The organism is Dyadobacter fermentans DSM 18053, from assembly GCF_000023125.1.
GTDB lineage: Bacteria > Bacteroidota > Bacteroidia > Cytophagales > Spirosomataceae > Dyadobacter > Dyadobacter fermentans.
The window spans coordinates 6,129,118-6,150,802 of record NC_013037.1 but is presented as its reverse complement, the minus strand read 5'-3'; the positions used below and the strand labels follow the sequence as shown (position 1 = coordinate 6,150,802).

General features: G+C 51.7%; 21 protein-coding genes. 15 read left to right on the top strand and 6 right to left on the bottom strand.

Annotation, left to right across the window (positions count from 1 at the left end; genetic code table 11):
- The first annotated feature begins 24 nt into the window (after positions 1 to 24).
- Both DFER_RS25370 and DFER_RS25365 read left to right on the top strand, forming a co-directional pair.
- Entirely contained in the window at positions 25 to 1,176 is a 1,152-nt protein-coding gene (locus DFER_RS25370) for a DEAD/DEAH box helicase (protein WP_015814534.1), read from the top strand.
- Positions 1,176 to 1,481: a rhodanese-like domain-containing protein gene (locus DFER_RS25365; RefSeq protein WP_015814533.1), complete on the top strand. Its 306-nt coding sequence runs from the start codon at positions 1,176 to 1,178 to the stop codon at positions 1,479 to 1,481. The genes DFER_RS25370 and DFER_RS25365 overlap by 1 nt, the downstream gene beginning before the upstream one ends.
- Before the next feature lie 41 nt (positions 1,482 to 1,522).
- On the opposite strand, the gene dapF is transcribed toward DFER_RS25365, so the two are convergent.
- Together dapF and rplS are read right to left on the bottom strand one after the other, a co-directional pair.
- On the bottom strand, positions 1,523 to 2,302 hold the full coding sequence (dapF, locus tag DFER_RS25360; protein ID WP_015814532.1) for a diaminopimelate epimerase: 780 nt from the start codon (positions 2,300 to 2,302) through the stop codon (positions 1,523 to 1,525).
- 193 nt (positions 2,303 to 2,495) lie between these two features.
- Positions 2,496 to 2,858 carry a 50S ribosomal protein L19 gene (gene rplS, locus DFER_RS25355; RefSeq protein WP_015814531.1) on the bottom strand — a complete coding sequence of 121 codons (363 nt, stop codon included), beginning with the start codon at positions 2,856 to 2,858 and terminating at the stop codon, positions 2,496 to 2,498.
- 141 nt (positions 2,859 to 2,999) lie between these two features.
- Here rplS and DFER_RS25350 point away from each other — a divergent pair, with 141 nt between their 5' ends.
- The 3 genes from DFER_RS25350 to DFER_RS25340 are packed head-to-tail and all read left to right on the top strand — an operon-like array spanning position 3,000 to position 5,111.
- Entirely contained in the window at positions 3,000 to 4,481 is a 1,482-nt protein-coding gene (locus DFER_RS25350) for an NAD(P)H-hydrate dehydratase (RefSeq protein WP_015814530.1), read from the top strand.
- Between the two features lie 46 nt (positions 4,482 to 4,527).
- Entirely contained in the window at positions 4,528 to 4,755 is a 228-nt protein-coding gene (locus DFER_RS25345; protein ID WP_015814529.1) for a DUF433 domain-containing protein, read from the top strand.
- Entirely contained in the window at positions 4,755 to 5,111 is a 357-nt protein-coding gene (locus tag DFER_RS25340; protein WP_015814528.1) for a DUF5615 family PIN-like protein, read from the top strand. The genes DFER_RS25345 and DFER_RS25340 overlap by 1 nt, the downstream gene beginning before the upstream one ends.
- On the opposite strand, the gene feoB is transcribed toward DFER_RS25340, so the two are convergent.
- A complete protein-coding gene (gene feoB, locus DFER_RS25335) occupies positions 5,108 to 7,246 on the bottom strand; it encodes a ferrous iron transport protein B (protein ID WP_015814527.1) in 2,139 nt (712 codons plus the stop codon). The genes DFER_RS25340 and feoB overlap by 4 nt on opposite strands.
- 28 nt (positions 7,247 to 7,274) lie before the next feature.
- Positions 7,275 to 7,502: a FeoA family protein gene (locus tag DFER_RS25330; protein ID WP_041735487.1), complete on the bottom strand. Its 228-nt coding sequence runs from the start codon at positions 7,500 to 7,502 to the stop codon at positions 7,275 to 7,277.
- A gap of 259 nt (positions 7,503 to 7,761) precedes the next feature.
- Between DFER_RS25330 and DFER_RS25325 the strand changes: the two genes are divergently transcribed.
- From DFER_RS25325 to DFER_RS25290, 8 genes are all read left to right on the top strand, one after another.
- Positions 7,762 to 8,424, top strand: coding sequence for a heme exporter protein CcmB (locus DFER_RS25325; protein WP_229206112.1), 663 nt, complete (start codon positions 7,762 to 7,764; stop codon positions 8,422 to 8,424).
- A gap of 45 nt (positions 8,425 to 8,469) precedes the next feature.
- Positions 8,470 to 9,153, top strand: coding sequence for a cytochrome c biogenesis protein CcsA (gene ccsA / locus DFER_RS25320; RefSeq protein WP_015814524.1), 684 nt, complete (start codon positions 8,470 to 8,472; stop codon positions 9,151 to 9,153).
- 78 nt (positions 9,154 to 9,231) lie between these two features.
- On the top strand, positions 9,232 to 9,456 hold the full coding sequence (locus DFER_RS25315; protein WP_015814523.1) for a CcmD family protein: 225 nt from the start codon (positions 9,232 to 9,234) through the stop codon (positions 9,454 to 9,456).
- A gap of 6 nt (positions 9,457 to 9,462) precedes the next feature.
- Entirely contained in the window at positions 9,463 to 9,897 is a 435-nt protein-coding gene (locus DFER_RS25310; RefSeq protein WP_015814522.1) for a cytochrome c maturation protein CcmE domain-containing protein, read from the top strand.
- Positions 9,894 to 12,494, top strand: a complete 2,601-nt coding sequence (ccsA, locus tag DFER_RS25305; protein ID WP_015814521.1) for a cytochrome c biogenesis protein CcsA — start codon at positions 9,894 to 9,896, stop codon at positions 12,492 to 12,494. The genes DFER_RS25310 and ccsA (DFER_RS25305) overlap by 4 nt, the downstream gene beginning before the upstream one ends.
- A 160-nt stretch (positions 12,495 to 12,654) precedes the next feature.
- Positions 12,655 to 14,034, top strand: coding sequence for a flavin monoamine oxidase family protein (locus tag DFER_RS25300; protein ID WP_015814520.1), 1,380 nt, complete (start codon positions 12,655 to 12,657; stop codon positions 14,032 to 14,034).
- A 146-nt stretch (positions 14,035 to 14,180) separates the two neighbouring features.
- Positions 14,181 to 14,480, top strand: coding sequence for a DUF3817 domain-containing protein (locus DFER_RS25295; protein ID WP_015814519.1), 300 nt, complete (start codon positions 14,181 to 14,183; stop codon positions 14,478 to 14,480).
- A 42-nt stretch (positions 14,481 to 14,522) separates the two neighbouring features.
- Positions 14,523 to 16,700: a DUF5916 domain-containing protein gene (locus DFER_RS25290; RefSeq protein WP_015814518.1), complete on the top strand. Its 2,178-nt coding sequence runs from the start codon at positions 14,523 to 14,525 to the stop codon at positions 16,698 to 16,700.
- Here DFER_RS25290 and DFER_RS25285 read toward each other — a convergent pair.
- Entirely contained in the window at positions 16,697 to 18,103 is a 1,407-nt protein-coding gene (locus DFER_RS25285; protein ID WP_229206111.1) for a leucine-rich repeat domain-containing protein, read from the bottom strand. The genes DFER_RS25290 and DFER_RS25285 overlap by 4 nt on opposite strands.
- 405 nt (positions 18,104 to 18,508) lie before the next feature.
- Positions 18,509 to 19,483 (bottom strand): polyprenyl synthetase family protein, encoded by a 975-nt coding sequence (locus DFER_RS25280; RefSeq protein ID WP_041736679.1) that lies wholly within the window; start codon positions 19,481 to 19,483, stop codon positions 18,509 to 18,511.
- 242 nt (positions 19,484 to 19,725) lie between these two features.
- Between DFER_RS25280 and DFER_RS25275 the strand changes: the two genes are divergently transcribed.
- Both DFER_RS25275 and DFER_RS25270 read left to right on the top strand, forming a co-directional pair.
- Positions 19,726 to 20,724: a patatin-like phospholipase family protein gene (locus DFER_RS25275; protein WP_015814515.1), complete on the top strand. Its 999-nt coding sequence runs from the start codon at positions 19,726 to 19,728 to the stop codon at positions 20,722 to 20,724.
- A gap of 3 nt (positions 20,725 to 20,727) precedes the next feature.
- Positions 20,728 to 21,618: a glycerophosphodiester phosphodiesterase family protein gene (locus tag DFER_RS25270; protein WP_015814514.1), complete on the top strand. Its 891-nt coding sequence runs from the start codon at positions 20,728 to 20,730 to the stop codon at positions 21,616 to 21,618.
- The last annotated feature ends 67 nt before the right edge of the window (positions 21,619 to 21,685 follow it).

Here is a 21,685-nt window from a genome sequence, read left to right as displayed (position 1 = left end):
ACCGGCAGCCATTAAAAAGACCAAATGACATTTCAGGATTTAAAACTCATAGAGCCCATTAAAAAGGCTCTCCAAGAAGAAGGATACACCACTCCCACCCCCATTCAGTCCAAGGCCATTCCCGTAATTTTAGAGACTAAGGATTTGCTGGGCTGCGCACAAACGGGCACCGGAAAAACGGCCGCATTCGCCATTCCGATGCTGCAATTGCTGCACGAAAACCCGGTAGGGAAATTTGAAAGAAGCCGTATCCGCGCGTTGATCCTCACGCCTACCCGCGAGCTCGCGATCCAGATCGGCGAGAGTTTTGCCGCTTACGGACGTTACACCCGCGTACGGCATACCGTAATTTTCGGTGGTGTAGGCCAAAAACCGCAAACCGACGCATTGGCAAAGGGCGTCGACGTGCTCATCGCTACGCCAGGCCGCCTGCTCGATTTGATCAACCAGGGCTTTATCAAGCTCAACCAGCTGGAATTTTTCGTACTCGACGAGGCCGACCGCATGCTCGACATGGGTTTTGTGCATGACGTGAAGAAGGTGATCAAGCTGTTGCCTGGCAAGCGCCAGTCGCTGTTTTTCTCGGCTACCATGCCGCCGGCGATCGTAACACTGGCCGGTACCATTCTGAGAAACCCGGTGAAAGTGGAAGTTACCCCGGTGTCTTCTACGGCGGATACCATTCGCCAGTCGGTGTTTTTTGTGGATAAATCAAACAAAAACTCACTGCTGCTGCACATTCTGCAAGACGAATCCATTGCGACAGCACTGGTATTCACCCGCACGAAACATGGCGCCGATAAAGTGGTAAAAGTGCTGCGCAAGGCCGGTGTGACGTCCGAGGCCATTCACGGCAACAAGTCGCAAACGGCTCGCCAGAATGCATTGAAAAACTTTAAGAACCAAACCACGCGCGTACTCGTGGCAACGGACATCGCCGCCCGCGGCATCGACGTCGACGACCTGACGCACGTGATCAACTACGAAATCCCGAACATCCCGGAAACCTACGTGCACCGCATCGGCCGCACAGGCCGCGCCGGCGCGAAAGGCATTGCATTGTCGTTCTGCGATAAGGAAGAAAAGCCGTATCTGAAAGACATTCACAAGCTCATTGCCAAAAACATTCCCGTGGTGAACGATCACCCATTTGCTGCGGTAAGACAGCCGGCTTAATGGAAAAGAAAACCTACGCCGATATCAACTTTCGGCAGGCGCTTGCATTGATCAATGAGCCCGGCGCCGTGCTGGTAGATGTGCGTGAGAATTGGGAGTTTGAAGAATTCAATGAGGGAGGAATCAACATCCCGCTGGCTGAGATCCGGGAAAAACGGCCGCTGGTTGCACCCTATCACACGATCGTGGTAATTTGCACGAATGGCGTACGCAGTAAAGTGGCTGCCATGGATTACTGCCGCGTTCCCGAATGGGCCGCCAAGCAGATTTACCATGTGAAAGGCGGCATTATCGAATCCGAATAAGCTAATGAAAAAGCCTCGCAGATTTTGCGAGGCTTTTTCATTTACACATTCAAACTTCCTTCGAACACACGCACCGCGGGGCCGATCAGGTAAATGTCTTTGAACTGCCCTTCGCCCGTTTCCTGGTATTCGACGGCCAATGTGCCTCCGATCGTTTCCACCGTTACCGGGCTGGGCCAGCCTTTGCGCAGGTGGGCGGATAGTGCGCAGGCGGTTACGCCCGTGCCGCACGAGAACGTTTCGTCCTCCACGCCGCGCTCATAGGTGCGCACGCTCAGGTGGTTGTCTTCGATCACCTCCACGAAATTGACGTTCGTGCCGCCTTTCGGGCCGTATACCGAGCCGTAGCGGATCTCGCTGCCGATGTTTACCACATCCGCTTCGTGGATATCGTCCACGTACGTCACATAATGCGGCGAGCCGGTGTTCATGAAATCGTATTCTTCATATTGCTCCACGCCATTCACATTCGACATCTTGAGGCGGATCACCTCGCCGGTTACAGTGGCTTCGTGCTCGCCGTCGACGGCTATGAACTTCGTGTTACCATCAAAAAGCCCGAGGTCGTTCGCGAAACGCACCACGCAGCGGCCGCCATTGCCGCACATGCTGCCCTCGCCGCCGTCGGCATTGAAATACACCATACGGAAATCGTATCCTTCGGCATTTTGAAGGAGAATGAGGCCATCAGCGCCCACCCCGAACCGGCGGTGGCAAATAGAGGCGATGAGCTCTTTGGAAACCGGGAATTGCAGATTGCGGTCGTCGACCATCACAAAGTCATTTCCGGTTCCCTGGTATTTGTAGAACGGGATGTTCATGGTAAAAGGCTTTAAGCTTTAAGCAATAGGCTGTAAGCGATAGGCTGTAAACATAATTAGCAATGACGCGGCTTAAAGCTTATAGCCTAATGCTTATAGCCTTTTATTACCGCTTATAATAACAAAAAACAAAACCCTGCAAGAAAAATTCGCTTGCAGGGTTTTAAAATTTCGTTCCCGAAGTTCCTTAGGATTACTTCGTGGTTTTAAGCTCTTTGATACGAGCGGCTTTGCCCTGACGGCCACGCAAGAAGAACAGACGTGAGCGACGCACCTTACCACGACGAATCAATTCGATTTTCGCGATGCTTGGGGAAAGAATAGGGAAAACACGTTCAACACCGATACCGTTTGAAATTTTACGTACTGTAAAAGTTTCGCCAGCTCCGTTTACGTTACGGCGCTGCATAACGGTACCCTGGAACTGCTGGATACGCTCTTTGTTACCTTCACGGATTTTCACGTGAACATTGATCGTGTCGCCTGATTTGAAATCAGGATACTCGGATTTACGATTTTCAATCGTAGCTTCTACGAGTTTAATAAGTTCGCTCATGACGAGTGATTTTATGGATTTAAAATGATAGCTTGCTTCCAGCGGACGGGGTGACGCCCCTTCATTCAAAACAGCCTTTGAGAAAACGAGTGCAAAGCTAGCACTATTTTTATGTAAGTAAAAGCTTTTCGCACGATTATCATGAAGATTTTCAACGTAGAACAAATCCGGGCATTGGATGCCCACACGATCGCACACGAACCCATTGCCTCCATCGACCTGATGGAACGCGCTTCACAAGCATTTGTGCGCTGCTTTTGCAATCAATATGTCAATACCCGCCCGGTTGCCGTCTTTTGCGGCAAGGGAAACAATGGCGGCGACGGCCTCGCGATCGCCCGGCTGCTGAGTGGTTCGGGCTACGATGTGCAGGTTTTTATCGTGGAATATACATTGCACGCGACCGACGATTTCCGGCAAAACTTGTCACGGCTCGGCAACCATCTGACGCCCCGGCGCATTCATTCGGAGAACGATCTTCCGCAGCTGCCCAAACAGGTCGTTTGCATCGACGCGCTCCTCGGCTCCGGCCTCTCGCGCCCGGTGGACGGGCTGCTCGCCATCGTAATCGGGCATTTGAATGCATTACCCAACAGGATTGTGGCCGTAGACGTTGCAAGCGGCCTCTACACCGACCAGCCGAACGGCCCTTCCGACGTCATCATCAAGCCCAGGTACACCATTACGTTCCAGCTACCAAAACTCGCCTTTATGCTCCCCCAAAACGCGGAGTATGTGGGTGAATGGCATGTGGTGGACATCGGCCTGAATGCCGGTTACATCGCGGAAACCAATACGCCTTATCACTTTACGGACAAGCCGGAAGCCGAAAAACGCATTGTTCCGAGGCAAAAATTCTCGCACAAAGGCACATTCGGGCATGCGGTACTCATTGCGGGGAGTTTTGGAAAAATGGGCGCGGCGGTGCTCTCGGGTCGCGCTTGCCTGCGCTCGGGCGTCGGCCTGCTTACGATGCACGTACCTGCATGCGGCTACGCGATTGCCCAGATTTCCGTTCCCGAAGCCATGACGACCGTTGATGATACGGAAAAATACATCAGTAAATCTCCCGACCTCAATTCGGCTACTGCCATCGGTATTGGTCCGGGCATCGGCCAGGACCCTGCCACGGTGAAAGCATTGGAAAAGGTGCTGGAAAAAGCGAAAGTACCTGTTATCGTCGATGCGGATGCACTGAACATTCTCTCAACCAACCGGCATTTGCTTTTCAAATTGCCGGCGAACACTATTCTCACGCCGCACCCGAAGGAATTTCAGCGGCTCGCTGGGGAAAGCAGCAATGAATTCGAGCGATTGGAGAAAGCGAGGGCGTTTTCGTCCAAATACAAAGTGATTATTTGCTTAAAGGGCGCCAACACCGCCGTGGTACTTCCGAATGGCGAAGTGCATTTCAACTCAACCGGCAACCCGGGCATGGCCACCGGCGGCACAGGCGACGTCCTCACGGGCATCATCACCAGCCTGCTCGCCCAAAAATACGACCCCGCCGACGCCGCCATTCTGGGCGTGTACCAGCACGGCCTCGCCGGCGACCGCGCCGCCGAAGCCCGCGGCCAAACCGCGCTGATCGCATCGGACGTGATCGAGCATTTGGGTTGGTAACTCGTTTGATTTGAGTTAAATTTGGTTAATCAAATAGCCTCTTACAATGGAATATCTTGAAAGAATCACGATCGATCCCGGCGTTTGCCACGGCAAACCATGCATCCGCAGAATGCGTTGGCCTGTGGAAGTGATTATAGACTTGCTGGGTTCCGGAATGTCGATTTTAGAAATCCTTGAAGATCATCCGGAGCTTGAAAGAGAAGATATTTTGGCTAGTTTAAATTATGCCAAAATGCTGGTATCTGGTCGGGCAATTGACGAGGCTGCGTAATGAACTTCCTTTGTGACGTTCATATTCCCATTAAACTGGCGAAGTTTTTGCAAAGTAAAGGCCATTCAGCGAAGCATGTAAACCAGTTACCGGCTAAATGGCATACCGATGATTCGGAAATTTGCACGGTTGCAGATCACAACGGATGGATTGTCATTACGAAAGATGAAGATTTCCGAGCTTCGTTCCTTCTTCGCCGGACACCCCGCAAGCTAATCCGTATCAGCCTCGGGAACATTTCCAACAGTGCATTGATCGAGCTATTTTCGGAGCATCTTGCTTTGATCGAGGATATTGATCAACACCAGTACTTCTATTTCGAACTGGGGAAAATCAATACCCTCTATACTTTCTAACTCAAAACCTGATACACTACAAATGCCGAAACATAGGCCAGCACGCTTAGGTATGCGAGTTGGATCATGGGCCATTTCCAGCCGCGGGTTTCGCGGTAGACTACGGCGATGGTGCTCATACACATCATTGCGAACACGTAGAATATCAGTAGCGAGTAGCATACAGCCGGTGTGAACATTTGTCCGCCGGTTTCCGGATTTTTCTCCTGAATAAGCCTTTGCTTGACGGTAAGCACATCCTCGGAATCGCCGCTGATGCTGTAAATGGTGGCCATTGTGCCGACGAACACTTCCCGTGCAGCGAACGATGCAAGTAATGCAATGCCGATTTTCCAGTCATAGCCCAATGGCCTGATCACCGGCTCGATAAAGCGACCGAACTGCCCTGCGTAGGAGCTTTCGAGGCGGGCGGATGCCACCGCAGCGTCGATTTCTTCCTGCGGAGCGGCGGTCATGGTGGTTACCATTTGCTGCTCGGCGTTGTCCATGGCATCGCCCGGGCCATACGATGCGAGCACCCATAGGATGATGGAAATAGCCATAATCACCTTACCGGCTTCGAGTACGAAGGATTTCACGCTTTCGTACATCGAAAAACCTACATGCCCCCAACGCGGCAGCTTGTAAGACGGCATTTCGAGCATGAAATAGCTCGGTTCTTTTCTTGGAATAAACAATGATAGCAGCCACGCCGAGCCTAATGCGCCGAGCAAGCCGAGCAGGTAAAGGCCGAAAAGTACCAATCCCTGCACATTAAAAATGCCCAATAACTTGGTTTCGGGAACTACTACTGCAATGAGGATCGCGTAAATGGGCAGGCGTGCGGAGCAGCTCATCAACGGCGTTACGAGAATTGTGAGCAGGCGTTCGTAGCGGCTGCTGATGCTGCGTGTGGTCATGATGGCAGGCACCGCACAAGCTACGCCGGAAATCAGCGGCACCACACTGCGGCCATTCAGACCGAAACGGCGCATTAATTTATCCATAATTACCATTACCCGCGCCATATAACCCGATTCTTCGAGAATGGCGACCAATGCGAAAAGAATCGCGATTTGCGGGATGAAGATGATGATACCACCGATGCCGGCCATGATGCCGTCGGTGATGAGGTCGTTGAGCACGCCTTCGGGCAATGCGTTTTTGGTCCATTCAATGGCAGCGGCCGTACCGGCGTCGATCATGTCCATCGGGTAGGATGCCCAGGCGAAAATGGCCTGAAATACAACGAGCAGCACCAATGCAAAGGTTACGTAACCCCACACACGGTGCAGCAGGATGGCGTCCAGTTTGCGCGTCCAGTAAGGCTGCTCGGTGACACCCTCGGATTTGACGGCCTTGGAAACGATCGGTTTGATTTTTTCGTACCGCGCCACGGTTTCGTTGGCGAGGAAGTTGTTTTCATCGAAGCCGTATTTCTCAATCAGCGCATCGAGCTTGGCGCGGACGGGCTGTTCAAGGAAAGAGAAGTTATCATGCTGACAGACATATTGCAGCGCAACATAGTCATTATCAAGATGGTGAATCTCCTTCACCTCGTTGATCAGCCCTATTTCATTTTCCTTTGGTTCGTAAAAATACTGCAATGCGGGCTGCTCGGTACGCTCGGCCACTTGTCGGATGGCTTCCTTCAAACCCTTCACCCCTTCGCCCGTTCGTGCATTAATGCGCACCACAGGCACATTGAGCTGCATCGCGAGCTGGACGGCATTCACGGTGAGGTTCATGCTTCCGGCGACGTCGAGCATGTTCAATGCGAGGACGGTTGGAATGCCCAGGTCGTTGATTTCCGTAAAAAGGAGCAGGTTTCGTTGGAGGTTGGAGGCATCGGCGACGATCACCACCACATTCGGAAAATCGGGATGTTTCGGGTTGGCGAGAATGTCCATTACCACCGTTTCATCCTTCGATTTGGGGTATATACTATATGTACCCGGCAGATCGACGAGCGTCACATGGGCGTCGCCGCCGTGCCCGTTCACACCTGCAATGCGGAATGTTCCTGATTTCTTTTCGACTGTAACTCCCGGAAAATTACCTGTTTTCTGGCGCATTCCGGTGAGTGCATTAAATAGCGTAGACTTGCCGGCATTTGGGTTACCTACCAGCGCAACTTTAATATTTCCCTGTTTCAATGGAGAGACTGTATGCGGAACGCAATCTTTACTCTAATTCAATCACTGCGGCTTCGTTCAAACGCAACGACAGGCTGTAATTCCCGCCAACGTTAATGCAGATCGGGTCACCGAATGGCGCAATCGCGTCCAGCCGCACCTCGCAACCCGGCAAACAGCCCATTTCGAGCAGTTTGAGGGACATTGCACGGTCTGTAAATGATTTGATTATGCCTTTTTCACCCTTTTTAAGGTGCGAAACGGTGCGAGCCGACATACGTTCCTTATTTAGATTCATTTTATTTAAAGTACAAATAAAGCACTCTCAGACGGTAAATCAAACTTTACTTTGCCTAATGTGCCTGCCGGTCGTCAAATCATTCAAAATCCTGACCGTTTTATTATTTCCCTCGGGCTTTGTGTCGTACTTTTGCAGCGCGAAACGAAGTACCGAAGCCGGAAAATGTTGCGCTGGTTACAGTCAACAAGTAAATCGAAAGCCGAAAGCCGAGAGCCGACGGCCTGCACCAATCACCTTGAACGAGATTAAGACCCTGATCTGGAAAGAAGTAACGCTCGAATGGCGCCAGAAATACGCCCTCAGCGGAATGCTGCTTTACGTGGTCAGTACCGTATTTGTTTGCTACCTCAGTTTTAACCTCCGCCGCAACCAACTCACGCCGATCGTCTGGAACACGCTGTTCTGGATTATTTTGCTTTTCACGGCGGTGAATGCCATTGCCAAAAGTTTTTCGCAGGAGCGCCACGGGCGGCTGCTTTATTATTACAATTTGTGCAGCCCGCAGGCCATTATCATCTCCAAAATCATCTATAACTCGCTGGTAATGGCGGTGTTATCGGTGATGGGATTTGTGTTTTATGCATTTGTGATGGGCAATCCCATCCAGGATAACGGCCTGTTTTCGATCTGTATCCTGCTGGCTTCCACGGGGTTCGCTTCCGTTCTCACACTCATCGCGGGCATTGCGTCCAAGGCCGACAACAGCGCCACGCTCATGGCCGTGCTTAGTTTCCCGATCATCCTGCCGATGCTGCTGATGACGATCCGTTTGGCCAAAAACGCCATGGATGGGCTCGACTGGTCGGTGAGCACCGATGAAATCACCACACTATTATCGATCGATCTGATAGTAATTACGCTCTCCTACCTGCTTTTTCCGTATTTATGGAGGAGCTGAAATACAGCAGGTTACAGGGCACAACATTTAAAGTATTAGTTTAACATGAGAAAGATCTGGTGGAAAATCCTCTGTGTCGTGATCATCTTCTACGTGATCATCATGGGATTTATCGGTCCCGTTCCACGCCTTGCCATTATCAATGAAAGTATCCGCAATACTTATTTTCACGTAGCATTGTGGCTCGCCATGACCACGCTGCTGCTGCTGTCGATGGTGTTTTCAGTTCGTTATTTAATGAAGGGAAGCATCAAAGACGACGATATTGCCAGCGAAGTGGCCAAAGCCGCTATTTTCTTTGGCATACTCGGCTGCCTGACCGGCTCGGTATGGGCCAACTATACCTGGGGAGATCCCTGGCCGAACGATCCGAAACTGAACGGCGCAGCCGTCGGCATTTTGATATACCTGGCCTATCTGCTCCTGAGAAGCTCCTTCGAGGACGAGCAGCGCCGGGCGCGGATTTCTTCGGTTTACAACATTTTCGCATTCGCCGTTTTCATCCCGATCATTTACATTCTGCCCCGGCTTACGGACTCTTTGCACCCCGGGAGCGGCGGCAACAGCACATTCGGTTCGTATGATTTCGACAACAACATCCGTCGCGTTTTTTACCCGGCCGTAATCGGTTACATCCTGCTCGGATTATGGATCGCGGAGCTGCGAATCCGCATCAAGCAGATCAACCGGGTACGCGAAGAAGCACTCATCGAATCAGGCAAGATTTGAGCATTTTGCCCCGATTCACGCTCTCAGCAAACGTTTCAAAGTAAATTTTCGTTAAGGTTTAGTCCACTCATAAATACAATGAAAAGAATTTCCCTCATCCTCCTGACCCTGCTGGCCATCTGCGGCAACGCATTCGCGCAGGCAGGTGATACCTCCGTGGAGATGGCCGACAAGCTCCGCGCCGACGGTAAAATCTGGGTCGTGGTAGCGGTAGTAGCCGTGATTTTCGCCGGCTTGGCCGTGAACCTCTTCCGCATCGATTCCAGACTGAAAAAGATTGAAAAAGACCTCAATATCAAGTAAGCCCCTATGAAAAAGATACAGATATTCGGATTGGTGATCATCGCGGTTGCAATTGGTATTATTGTTTCAACTGCCGGTGATGCAAGTACTTACGTCGATTTTACGAAAGCCAAAGCCATGGCTGCCGACGGCGACAATGAGAGCATTCACGTGGTAGGCAAGCTCAAAAAAGATGCTGCCGGCCAGATCCTCGAAATGGAATACCGCCCGGAAATTGACCCTAACCTGTTCGTTTTCACATTGATAGACAATAACAATGTGGAACAGAAGGTGGTCTACAAAAACAGCAAACCACAGGATTTCGACAAATCCGAACAAGTGGTAGTGGTGGGCAAAATGCAGCAAGGCTCGTTCACTGCGGAAAAAATTCTGATGAAATGCCCGTCGAAATACGAGGAGGGTAAAATGGAAACTACGGAACATACCGCGAAACAATCATGATTCACAGTACGATCGGAAATGCAGGGCACCTGCTGGTTATAGTCGCATTCGTCTCGGCCATTCTGGCGACGTTCGCTTATTTCAAGGCGGGTATCGCGGGTGGGACCGTGGAAGAGACGCAAAACTGGAAAAAGTTTGCGCGCGGCGTTTACTGGGTACATTTGGCGGCGGTGCTCGGAGTAGTGTTCTCGCTCTACTGGATCATCGGTAACCATTATTTCGAATACCATTACGCCTGGAAAAACTCGTCGCTATCCCTGCCGACTGGCTACACGATTTCCAGTTTCTGGCAGGACCAGGAAGGTAGCTTTCTCCTCTGGATATTCTGGAACGTTGTGCTTGGAGCGGTACTGATCTTCTCCAACCGCTCGTGGGAAGCGCCTGTGATGACCGTTTTTGCATTGGTACAGGCATTTTTGACCTCCATGATCCTCGGCGTAGTAATCCCCGGCCTCGATATGAAAATCGGTTCTACGCCATTCCTTTTGCTCAAAGAGGTAATGCCCGACCTGCCGGTTTACAAAATGGACCCGAATTTCATTCCGAAAGACGGTAACGGCCTCAACCCATTGTTGCAGAACTACTGGATGGTGATCCACCCTCCTACCCTGTTCCTCGGCTTTGCGAGCACGCTCATTCCGTTCTCGTTCGCCATCGCGGGGCTTTGGAGCAAGAGAATTAATGAATGGATTCGCCCCGCATTGCCATGGTCGCTATTCTCGGCGCTGGTGTTGGGTGTGGGTATATTAATGGGTGCCTACTGGGCTTACGAAACCCTGAACTTCGGTAGTTACTGGAACTGGGACCCGGTTGAAAACTCATCATTCGTTCCCTGGCTCGTGCTGGTGGCTGCCGTACACGTGATGATCATCGCCAGAAGGAATGCAACCGCACTGAAAGCGTCGTTCATCCTCACGATCGCGACGTTCATTCTCGTGCTATACTCTACCTTCATGACACGCAGCGGCGTGCTGGGCAGTGCTTCGGTACACTCGTTTACGGACCTTGGCCTTTCCGGTCAGCTGCTGATCTACCTTTTCACGTTCATGATCGTGTCCATCGGCCTGCTGATCTACCGTTGGAAATCGTTGCCGAGCGACGAGGAGGAGGTTTCGACTTACTCGCAGGAATTCTGGATCTTCATTGGCGCGGTGGTGCTGTGTATGTCCGGTTTCCAGATCATCTTTACCACTTCTTTCCCGGTTTATAACAAAATCGCCGAAGCATTCGGATTTGTACTCAACCTTGCATTGCCGGCCGATCAGCTGTCGCATTACAACAAGTTCCAGCTCTGGTTCTTCGCGTTGATCATCGTCCTCACCGGTGTTGGTCAGTATTTCTGGTGGAAAAAAACCGGAAAAGGCAAGTTGCAGGCATTGTACAACCCACTGTTGATCGCGTTGCTGATCAGCGCCGCGGTCATCACCGTGAAGCAGGTTCGCGATATTCAGTACATTGTACTTTTGACCACCTCCATTTTCGCGATCGTGGCCAATGGAAATATCCTGCTCAACATCATCCGCGGTAACTATAACCTCTCCGGCGGGGCGATCACGCACATTGGCGTAGCGCTCATGCTCATCGGCGTGCTGTTTTCATCGGCCTACACGAAAGTCGTTTCGATGAACAACTCCGGGCTCATGATCTCCCGCAGCGAGGAATTTACAGCCAACGACAATAAGGAAAACAAAGAGAACATTACCCTCTGGCTCAACAAGCCCGAAAAAATGGGCGACTACATGCTCACCTGGCGCGACGTGCGTGTGGAGCCACGCCACATTCCCGGCTACATTCCGAAGAGCTGGGTTGACATCGTAGAGGGCGATTTCCGCGCGGTAGCGTTGCGTGATATCGAACTGGATGGACAGAAGTACAACAAAAAGGGCGATACCCTCGAAATTTTCCCTGAAAACTTCTACTACGAAATCGAATACCGCGAGCCGTCGGGGAAGATATTCACCTTGTTCCCGCGTGTGCAGATCAACCCGCGCATGGGTGGCATCGTGTCTTCGCCGGACATTCAGCGCAAGGTCGATAAGGACTTGTACACCTACGTTTCGATGGTGACCAACCCGACCGCCGAGCCGGTTTGGAGCCAAACAGAGAACTTTACCATTAACCTTCGAGATACATTCTTCGTGAACGACTACGTGGCGATACTCGACAACGTGGTGCGCACCGAGGACGTGGAAGGCATCAAACTCGGCCCGGGCGATGCCGCCGTGAAGGCGATCATACGCGTGTTGGATAAGGAAAAGGAGTTTGTCGTAACACCGTCATTCGTCATCCGCGACCGCATGGTCGCACGCAAGCCGGAAGTAAGCGACGAACTGGGCATGCGCATTCAGTTCAATGAAATCAACCCGCAAACGGGCCAGTTTACATTTGGAGTAAACACTACCCAGCGTGACTTCATCGTCATGAAGGCCACCGAAAAGCCGCTGATCAACATCCTGTGGTTGGGTACGTTCGTATTGATGATCGGTCTTACGATGGCAACGATCCGCCGTTTCAGGGATTTTGTAAAAATGCGCAATAAGGAAAACGCGGCAGCCGAACCGAAGGCCAAAGCAAAACCCAAAGTGCAAACTGCCTAAGATTCATCTCAAATAGATGAAAAGCGGTCCGGCCTCTCGAAAGCCGGACCGCTTTTCATTTACTACCAAAAAATAAGTAAAACCGCCTCTCAATAAAGGTTTGTTTCACGTGCGTATATAGGCCGGTAGTTTTGAGGAACTCAATCGACCTCAATACATTATGGACAAGCCGCAACAAACCTCCCGGCGCGAATTCCTGCGCCAATCCGCATTCCTCGCAGGGACCTCCCTCCTTTCCACACGCTCTTTCGGCAACATTTATGTCGGGAAACAGTCCCGCGTGATCGTGATCGGCGCCGGGTTTGCCGGATTGGCTGCCGCTTATGCCCTGAAACAAAAAGGCATGAACGTAACCGTGCTTGAAACGCGGAACCGCATTGGCGGACGCGTATTCTCCCACACCATCGACCCGAAAGAAAACCTCGTGGTAGAGCTCGGCGCCGAGTGGGTCGGCAACTCGCACGAGCGCGTCCGCACGCTTTGCGACCAATTCAAAATTCCGCTGCTCAACAACCAGTTTGATACCCACCTCATTTACCAAAACCAATACACAAAAGCCAATGCGTGGGACTTTTCGGAAAACTGGAAACCTAAAATGAAGGCATTGCTGGAAGGTTACAAAAAACTGGACGAAACGCAGAAGGCGGAACTCGACAGCATCGACTGGTGGCGCTACCTGGTCAACAATGGCTGCGAAGGCAAAGACCTCATCCTCCGCGAGCTGCTGGATAGTACCGATTTCGGGGAAAGCATCCGGCACGTATCCGCATTCGTTGCGCTGGCGACATTCGCGGAAAGCAGCGAGAAAAACGAAATGGACCTCAAAATGCAGGGCGGCAACACCATGCTCGCGAGGAAATTCGCGGAAGGCATAGGTGAAGGCAATATTCTCACCGGCCACGCCGTGAAACGCATCGAGCAAAAGGATTCGGTGAAAGTGACTTGCGAAAACGGCAAAACCTTCGAAGCCGACAAGCTCATTTGCGCCATCCCGACATTCGCCATGAAGAATATCCAATGGGAGCCGGGCCTGCCTGCCGAAAAAATACAGGCGATCAACGAACTCCAATACGCACGCATCAACAAGAATGCGATTTTGTTCAAAAAACGGTTCTGGAACGACGAGAGCTTCGACCTGGTAACCGACCAGACGCCCCATTATTTTTACCACGCCACCAAAAACCAGCCGTCACAAAAAGGCGTACTGATTTCCTACACCATCGGCGAAAAAGCGGAACTGATCTCGGCCCAAAACGACGAATGGCGCAAGCAAATGCTGGGCCAAACGCTAGGCCCCTATTTCCCGAAAGCCCAAAAGCTCATCGAGTCGCAGGCGAACTATTACTGGGGAACCGACAAGATCTCACAAGGCGCCTACGCCATGTACGGCCTCAACCAATGGAACACGACGCGTCCTGCATTGCAAAAGCCGTTTTTACACACATCTTTCGCCGGAGAGCACCTCGCCGACTGGCAAGGATTCATGGAAGGCGCGATTGTTACCGGCGAAATGGCCGCGGCAGAAATCATCGCCGTTTGAGCAATCCGCAACCAGGCCGGGCACATTTCACGCCCGGTCCGGGCTGCCGCCGGATAAGCGGTTTTTACTGGATACCAAATGCATGACATTAAGCCGGTTGATACGTATCTTTGCCGGTAAAATGCATTTCTCTATTTTGATTGATTATGGTATCCGAACTCACTAAATCGGCGCTAGGCCGGCTGCGTATCATCGCCTTCCTTGAAGGCATTTCCTATCTCGTACTTCTGGGCATTGCAATGCCCCTCAAATACCTCGCGGGACTTCCACAGGCTGTCCGCGTGGTGGGCATGGCTCATGGCGTGCTGTTTGTCCTTTTTGTACTGCTGCTGATCCAGGTAGCTGTGGAAAAAAACTGGTCATTCAAGAAATCGACCCTGTCGTTTATTTCTTCGCTGATACCCTTCGGGACATTTTATGCCGATTCCCGCTGGTTCAAAGATTGAATTTCCCTGAACCTTTTATATTCCTAAACACCCCTTAACAAAGTGCTACGTACCTTTATCCTAACCCCTTTCATCTTCTGTTTCATCATTTTTCAAAGCATTGCACAGAAACCGAACGAAAATTACCAGTACCATATCCATTCGGCTGTTTCGCCTGTCAAAGTCGATGGCGTAGCCGATGACGCCGCGTGGTCGGCGACGGAAACCGCGAAGGACTTTTTCATGATCACGCCGATGGATACCAGCTTTTCCAGGGCGCTGACGGACGTGAAAATGTGTTATGACAAACACAACCTTTACATCCTGGTTGTCAACTACAAACCGGTAAAAGGCGGGCTGATCGTGGAATCCCTGAAACGCGATTTCGCATTTGGGAAGAACGACAACTTCCTCCTTTTCATGGACACCTTTGATGACAAGACCAACGGTTTTTCATTCGGTGCCAATGCTGCCGGCGCTCCCTGGGATGGCCAGCAGGGCGATGGCGGCACGGTGGACCTCAGCTGGGACAACAAATGGGTAAGCGCCGTCAAAAACGAGGACGACAAATGGGTTTGGGAAGCGGCCATTCCCTTCAAAAGCATCCGCTACAAACCGGGCATCACGCGCTGGGGTATCAATTTCAGCCGCCAGGACCTGACCATCTCCGAAAAATCCTCGTGGGCGCCCGTTCCGCGGCAGTTTCCATCCGCCTCGCTCGCTTACACGGGCGTGCTGGTGTGGGACGTGCCGCCGCCCACGCCCGGACCGAACATTTCGGTGATCCCCTACGCGGCCATGCGGATGACGAAGGATCATCAGAACGACATTCCTACCAAGTACAAACCGACCATTGGCGGTGACGTCAAAATCGGACTCACGCCGTCGCTTAACCTCGACCTGACCGTCAACCCCGATTTCTCGCAGGTGGATGTGGACGTGCAGCAGACCAACCTCGACCGTTTCGAACTGTTTTTTCCCGAACGCAGGCAGTTTTTTCTCGAAAACGCCGACCTTTTTGCCAATTTCGGGTACGCTACCATCCGGCCGTTCTTCTCGCGCCGCATTGGCCTCGGAGTACCGATCCAGTTCGGAGCCAGGATGAGCGGAAAGATCAATAAAAACTGGCGCATTGGTGTGCTCGACGTGCAAACGGGCTCCAACGACACGCTCACGCCGCATAATAACTACGCCGTGTTCGCATTGCAGCGGCAAGTGCTCGCCCGCTCGAATGTGCGGTTCATTTTCGTGAACAAGGACGCGACTAACTACACCACGGAAAGGCACTCGGCCTCGAACCGCTATAATCGGAACATCGGCGCGGAGTTCAACCTCGCGAGCGCCAAAAACCTGTGGACGGGGAAAGTAATGTTCCTGAAATCGTTCACACCGGGCCGGTCGTCCGATGATTTTACGCACGCGGCCGATTTGAAATTCACCAAAGCCAACCTCATCTGGCAATGGCAGCATGAATATGTGGGTAAGAATTACAATGCGGAAGTAGGCTACGTGCCCAATGCCGTTCGGAATGGCTATTACAAGATCAGTCCGAATGTCGCTTATCTGTTCTTCATCAAGCATCCCAAAATCATCAGCCACGGGCCGAAACTTGTGAACAATACTTTCTGGGACAAGAATTTCGATTTGAGCGATCGCGAGTTCATTTTGTCCTACAATGTAAACTTTATCAACCGCGCCACTGTGGCCGTTTGGGGTTCGAGCAATTATGTGCGCCTCCTCCGCCCTTTCGATCCTACCAACCTGGGCAATGCTACATTGGCCACGGGCACGGAGCATAACTGGAAAGCCGTCGGTTTCGATATCGTCTCCGGTCCGCAAAACCGCTTTACCTACCTGGCATCGGGTATTTTAGGGGGTTACTACCAAAACGGCAAGCGCAACAACCTGCGCGCCGAGCTGGGCTACCGCGTGCAGCCTTATGTCGCCATTACCATGGCCGGTAACTACAACGATATCCGCCTTCCAGAGCCGTGGAAACGCACGCAGCTCTGGCTCGTAGGCCCGCGCGTGGACGTGACATTCACGAACAACCTGTTTTTCACGACATTCATGCAGTACAACAACCAGGCCGACAATATAAACCTGAATGCCCGTCTGCAATGGCGCTACAAGCCCGCGTCCGATTTGTTCATCGTGTATACAGACAACTATCTGCCCGAGAACTTCAAGGTCAAAAACCGGGCAATCGTGCTGAAATTCACCTATTGGTGGAATCTTTAATAAAACACTTCAATATTCTTCTTTTTGAGCTGGCTTAGCTGCTCGCTGTATTTACGCTCGGCGTCCTCTCCCAGGAAAGGATTGCCGCGTAAATGCAGCTTGTCGAGCTTGCGGATCTGCAACAACTGTACCGGGAAATCGGGGAAGTTGTTGGCCGATAGGTCGAGTTCCTCCAAGTTGGTGAACGCGGCGAGCTGGGCCGGGAAGGTGGTAAGCCAGTTGTAACCCAAATCCACTATCCGCAGCGACTGCATACGCGTAATGCGGTCGGGCAGCTTGCTCAGGTGGTTATGGTGCGCATAGATCGTATGGACGCGTTTCATGCGGTCAATCCGGGCCGGTAATTCCGAGAGCTGGTTATGGGATACGGCCAGGTGCGTGAGGCGTTTCAGCCTGGTGACCGATTTCGGCAGTGTTTCCAGTTTGTTATAATACAAATCCAGCACTTCCAGCCGGCGCAGTTTACGAATTCCCCGCGGCAGGACGGCTATTTCGGATTTGTAAAAATTCAGGTCTTTCACCGGTTTCAATTTCCGGAAACTGGCATTACTCAGCCCGCTTATCCGGTTGTTGCCCAGCCAGAGCGTTTCCAGTTTCTTACAATTGCGGGCTGCGCGGGGAATGTCCGTAACGAAGTTCTTTTGTAGATTGAGCAGTTGCAGGGATTTGTTTTTGCTGATGGCAATGCCATTATCCTTGATAATATTCTTGCTCAGGTCGAGATGGCGCAGTTTGGGCAGGCGTGCCACGTCCAGATTTACGGTCTCAATGTCGTTATCGCTTAAAAACAGCTCTTCGAGGTTAGGGAAACGGTATATTACATCAGGAACGGCCGTAAGCAGGTTTTGTCCGAGCGCGAGCGTCTTCACTTTCAATGTATCCTTCGCCGCCATTGCCTCCGCCAGGCCATTCACGACACTATCCTTCTTAGCGACCTCCTTCGCTGGACGCGTAAAGAAACTCACAAATACCAGGATTGCTGTTTTGGAGCCGACAGTTCTTCTTGACACAAAATCGGTGAGATAAGGGGCAACCCGGGAGGTAACCAGCGCCGCCAGCGAATCGGCCTTGGAAGGCTCCTTGGCCGTCTTTTCATCCACCATCCCGAAACCACGGGAGACGGACAACACGAGGTAGTCGATCTTGCCCTCGGCATTCAGATAAAGCTTATTCCAAACCGTGTATTCCTGGATCTTGTCCGTTTCAAGGACTTCTTTGTAAATCCGTTCGAATGCCGTTTGTACGGTGTGCGGCTTTTCATTCACCTCACCTTCCACATTCTGGTATTCCTTAAGCAATTTCTGAGCAAGATCTTTGGAAACGTCCTTTTGGTTCACCACCACAGGCTGAGCCGCCAGGCCGACGCCTGCGACAAGAAGTAAACAAGTGAAGATTAGTTTCATGACAGGCAGCATTAAGTGAGTACGCAAACATAACTAAAAAAATAGTTATGTTATTATACTTACTTATATATTTTCTGTCAGAAGTAATTTGAACGATCAATGAGCCGCCGCAGAGTGGGAGTGATTGAATCTGAATGACTGAGCGGATGTGTGGGAATTGTGTGAGATAAATGCCGTTAGGTATGCAATATTGGTAGCAAACCGTCGCAAATGAAGTTCAAATGCCGTTAGGCATGTAACAACAATGCTCCTGCTGTCATTATTGTTGTTGCATCCCTCACGGGATTTTGAAAACACACGGCCATCATTTGCTACCGATATTACATCGCTACGCGATTGAATCATCCGATTCCACGGCGGCTCACGCACTCTTTCCCCGTTCCACGGCGGCTCATTCCCCCATTCCTACTTGCTCCGCTCGATCGTATACTGAACGAGCTGTTCGAGCGACCTTCGGTGGGGTGAGTCGGCGAATTCGTTCAGGAGTGCCAGTGCTTCTTTGACATATCGCTCCATTACCTCCTGCGCGTAACGCAGTCCGCCGGAGTCTTTTACGAATGCGATTACCTCGCTTACTTTGTTGGGCTTATGGCTTTCGTTGCGGATGATGTTGATAATGCGGCGTTTTTCGAGCCAGGGCGCGTGGTTAAGCGCGTAAATGAGGGGGAGCGTCATTTTCTTTTCCTTGATGTCGATGCCGAGCGGCTTGCCGATCTCGTCCTCGCCGTAGTCGAATAGATCGTCTTTGATTTGGAACGCCATGCCTACTTTTTCTCCGAATGCGTGCATTTTGTCCACCACTTCCTTGGCCGCCCCTACCGAACTGGCGCCTACCGCGCAGCAGGAGGCAATGAGCGATGCCGTTTTCTGGCGGATGATTTCGTAGTATACTTCTTCATTAATATCCAGCCTGCGGGCTTTTTCAATTTGCAAAAGCTCGCCTTCGCTGAGCTCGCGGACGGCCGTGGAAACGATTTTCAGGATTTTGAACTCCTCGTGGTCAACCGAAAGCAGCAGCCCGCGTGACAGCAGGTAATCGCCCACAAGCACCGCAATTTTATTTTTCCATAATGCATTTACTGAGAAAAAGCCGCGACGGTAATTGGAATCGTCCACCACGTCGTCGTGCACGAGGGTGGCGGTGTGCAAAAGCTCGATCATCGCGCCGCCGCGATAGGTTGATTCGGAGATATTTCCGCAGACTCCCGCCGAAAGAAACACGAACATCGGGCGAAGCTGCTTGCCTTTGCGCCTGACGATATAGTTCATGATCTGGTCCAAAAGCATTACTTCGCTTTTCATAAACTGGCGAAACTTCTGCTCGAAAGCTTTCATTTCATCCGCAATAGGAGCCTGGATTTCCTTTATTGAAAGGGTCATATTCATGTACGAGGGCTCAAAGCTCCCTCCTGATAATAAAAGGACGCGAACAGGGGCATGAGTTTGTAAATATGTTCGTTTAACCCTCTGAACTCTGATCTTCAAATTTGGAATAAAATCTTCTGTTTACATCAATTTTAAACCGAAAATGTTTAGAATTGAGAAAAGGCCGGGGTTCTCAAACACCCGGTCGGCGACGGCCACGTGCCGAAGTTCAAACTAAACCACGTAAACCGGTAGATATGAAAGCACTCGTCCTCGGAGGAGGGTCTATGAAAGGAGCGTTTCAGGTAGGTGTGATCCAGGCTGTTCTGGAAAATGGCTTCGAGCCTGAAATGGTGTACGGGATTTCGGTAGGCGCATTGAATGCCACATTTCTTGCAAATGAAACCGGAAAGCAGCAGGCCGAAAACGGCAAAATTGACTGGCCGCTCGCCGGCCGCAAGCTGCTGGAATTCTGGATTAAAAATATCACACAACCGCAGGATATTTCCAAATTGCGCTCGCGCGTGATGCTGGGTATGAACACGTTAATGAGCCGCTTCGACGGCATTGTGGACCCCTCGCCGCTGCATTTGCTCATCCGCAAGCACCTGAACGACGATTATCTGCGCGACACGCCCGTGAAAGTGAAGGCCGGGGCGGTGAATATCGAAACCGGTGAAATGAAATATGTGCCGTCACAAGACCCACATTATGTGGATTTTGTGTACGCCAGCTCGTCGATACCCATGCTTATGCCGGCTGTGGAGATCGGTAGCCAGCTTTACCTCGACGGCGGCCTGCGCGAAGTGGCGCCGATCCGCGAGGCGATCGAAGACGGCGCGACGGAAATTGTCCTGATCGGCTGCCATTCTCCCCTGCTCTACCAGCCCGAGGGCATCAATACGCGCAACCTGATCACGCTCATCGAACGTGTGCGCGACATTACCGTGAACCAGATCGTGAACAATAATATCCAATGGGCGGAATCGTATGTGGATCGCTCCAACCTACGCGGCAAGCCCATGAAACTCACCGTCGTGCGGCCCTCCACGCCACTTTTCCTCGATTTGCAGCATTTCAATTCGGAAGACATTTCGCGGCTGATCATCGAAGGTTACCGCGCCGGGGTGGAATCGATTTTGAAAGCGAAAGATGGCGGAGAATCCGCGATCACGGAACCGGCCGTGAATGGAGCCGCGGTGCGCGACGCCGCCAGGCACGGGCCCGTCCACAGCGAACCAAACAACGCAACATAAGTCATGAAGCACTTCACAAGGCAGATTTGCGCAGCATTGCTGCTGGCTGCCCTCGCACACACTAGCCAGGCACAGCCCGGCAATTGCCGGTTCACCGACGCCGAGGCTCTGAAAAACTACCTCAAACCCGGCCAACGGGCCACGCCGCTGATCATGGCGCACCAGGGCGGTACGGAAGATGCCTACCCCGGTAACAGCATGGCCACTTTCGAACGCACCTATTCCAAAGTCCCCTGCGTGCTGCTGGAATTCGACGTTCGCGCCACGGCAGACAGCCTGCTTGTGATTTCCCACGATGACGAACTGGCATTGAAAACCAATGGCAAGGGATTATTAAGCAAAAAAAAGTGGAAAGATGTCAGCAAACTGAGGCTGAAAGATCCCTACGGCTCCATGACGGAACACCGCATTCCGACATTCCAGGAAGTGCTCAACTGGTCGGCCGGTAAAAACATCGTCCTGATCGTCGATAAAAAGCCTGAAACAAGCATTACCCGGACCGTGCAAATGCTCCAGGGCACGGGCAACCTCTACAAATCGGTGCTGATATGTTATTCGCTCGAAGAAGCTAAGCTCGCGCATAAGCTGGCGCCGCAATTGATGCTGGCCCTCGGATTCAGCAGTGCGGAAAACATCGACAGCATCGAGCAATCGGGATTACCGTTGGAGCAGCTCGTGGCGCTTACGCCCCGCGATATGCAGGAAGAATCATTTTATCAGCGCATCCACAACATGAGCATCGCATCGTCCTTCGGCACGAACGGCGGCATTGATACCCTGCAAACGACCGAGTCGAGGCCATTATACCAAAAGATCTGGGATTCGGGCGGTGCGGACATTATCTGTACGGATAACCCGGTGCTGGTACAAAGTATATTTTATAAGAAGGATTGAACTGAAAGGCCTTCTTGCCATCAAGAAGAAATCTTGACGCATAAAAAAGGCGCCCAATGTCATTTGG

What these genes read in the sequence shown, in the direction of transcription:
- DFER_RS25370 (WP_015814534.1), top strand. Translation starts at nt 25, where the DNA reads ATGACATTTCAGGATTTAAAACTCATAGAGCCCATTAAAAAGGCTCTC.
- DFER_RS25365 (WP_015814533.1), top strand. Translation starts at nt 1,176, where the DNA reads ATGGAAAAGAAAACCTACGCCGATATCAACTTTCGGCAGGCGCTTGCA.
- dapF (WP_015814532.1), bottom strand. Translation starts at nt 2,302, where the DNA reads ATGAACATCCCGTTCTACAAATACCAGGGAACCGGAAATGACTTTGTG.
- rplS (WP_015814531.1), bottom strand. Translation starts at nt 2,858, where the DNA reads ATGAGCGAACTTATTAAACTCGTAGAAGCTACGATTGAAAATCGTAAA.
- DFER_RS25350 (WP_015814530.1), top strand. Translation starts at nt 3,000, where the DNA reads ATGAAGATTTTCAACGTAGAACAAATCCGGGCATTGGATGCCCACACG.
- DFER_RS25345 (WP_015814529.1), top strand. Translation starts at nt 4,528, where the DNA reads ATGGAATATCTTGAAAGAATCACGATCGATCCCGGCGTTTGCCACGGC.
- DFER_RS25340 (WP_015814528.1), top strand. Translation starts at nt 4,755, where the DNA reads ATGAACTTCCTTTGTGACGTTCATATTCCCATTAAACTGGCGAAGTTT.
- DFER_RS25330 (WP_041735487.1), bottom strand. Translation starts at nt 7,502, where the DNA reads ATGTCGGCTCGCACCGTTTCGCACCTTAAAAAGGGTGAAAAAGGCATA.
- ccsA (WP_015814524.1), top strand. Translation starts at nt 8,470, where the DNA reads ATGAGAAAGATCTGGTGGAAAATCCTCTGTGTCGTGATCATCTTCTAC.
- DFER_RS25315 (WP_015814523.1), top strand. Translation starts at nt 9,232, where the DNA reads ATGAAAAGAATTTCCCTCATCCTCCTGACCCTGCTGGCCATCTGCGGC.
- DFER_RS25310 (WP_015814522.1), top strand. Translation starts at nt 9,463, where the DNA reads ATGAAAAAGATACAGATATTCGGATTGGTGATCATCGCGGTTGCAATT.
- ccsA (WP_015814521.1), top strand. Translation starts at nt 9,894, where the DNA reads ATGATTCACAGTACGATCGGAAATGCAGGGCACCTGCTGGTTATAGTC.
- DFER_RS25300 (WP_015814520.1), top strand. Translation starts at nt 12,655, where the DNA reads ATGGACAAGCCGCAACAAACCTCCCGGCGCGAATTCCTGCGCCAATCC.
- DFER_RS25295 (WP_015814519.1), top strand. Translation starts at nt 14,181, where the DNA reads ATGGTATCCGAACTCACTAAATCGGCGCTAGGCCGGCTGCGTATCATC.
- DFER_RS25285 (WP_229206111.1), bottom strand. Translation starts at nt 18,103, where the DNA reads ATGAAACTAATCTTCACTTGTTTACTTCTTGTCGCAGGCGTCGGCCTG.
- DFER_RS25280 (WP_041736679.1), bottom strand. Translation starts at nt 19,483, where the DNA reads ATGACCCTTTCAATAAAGGAAATCCAGGCTCCTATTGCGGATGAAATG.
- DFER_RS25275 (WP_015814515.1), top strand. Translation starts at nt 19,726, where the DNA reads ATGAAAGCACTCGTCCTCGGAGGAGGGTCTATGAAAGGAGCGTTTCAG.
- DFER_RS25270 (WP_015814514.1), top strand. Translation starts at nt 20,728, where the DNA reads ATGAAGCACTTCACAAGGCAGATTTGCGCAGCATTGCTGCTGGCTGCC.